The sequence below is a fragment of the Rhizobium ecuadorense genome (assembly GCF_001187535.1).
GTDB lineage: Bacteria > Pseudomonadota > Alphaproteobacteria > Rhizobiales > Rhizobiaceae > Rhizobium > Rhizobium ecuadorense.
Genome location: NZ_LFIO01001516.1, coordinates 1 through 269, shown reverse-complemented (window position 1 = coordinate 269; position 269 = coordinate 1). Strand labels below are relative to the sequence as shown.

1 pseudogene is annotated in these 269 nt (G+C 61.3%); it reads right to left on the bottom strand.

The features are described 5' to 3' along the window. Positions 1–269 (bottom strand): annotated as a pseudogene (locus AF337_RS31205) (glycoside hydrolase family 32 protein); the annotation flags it as partial.

Genomic DNA, 269 nt, shown 5'->3' with positions numbered 1-269 from the left:
CGGCCATCGTCCTTTTCCGATAGATGCGCCGCCGGGAAGAGGAACATGGGCAGATGCGTCCAGTGGACAAAATCCTTCGAGACGGCATGGCCCCAGTGCATAGTGTTCCAGCGCGGCTCATGAGGATAATGCTGGTAGAAGAGGTGAGCGTTTCCGCCGAACCGTCCAAAACCGTTCGGATCGTTCATCCAGCCGAAGGGCGGGCGGAAGTGGTAGCTGTCGGGCACGTTGGGGGCGGCGGTGCGGGCATCGCTGTGCAAGACGCGGAT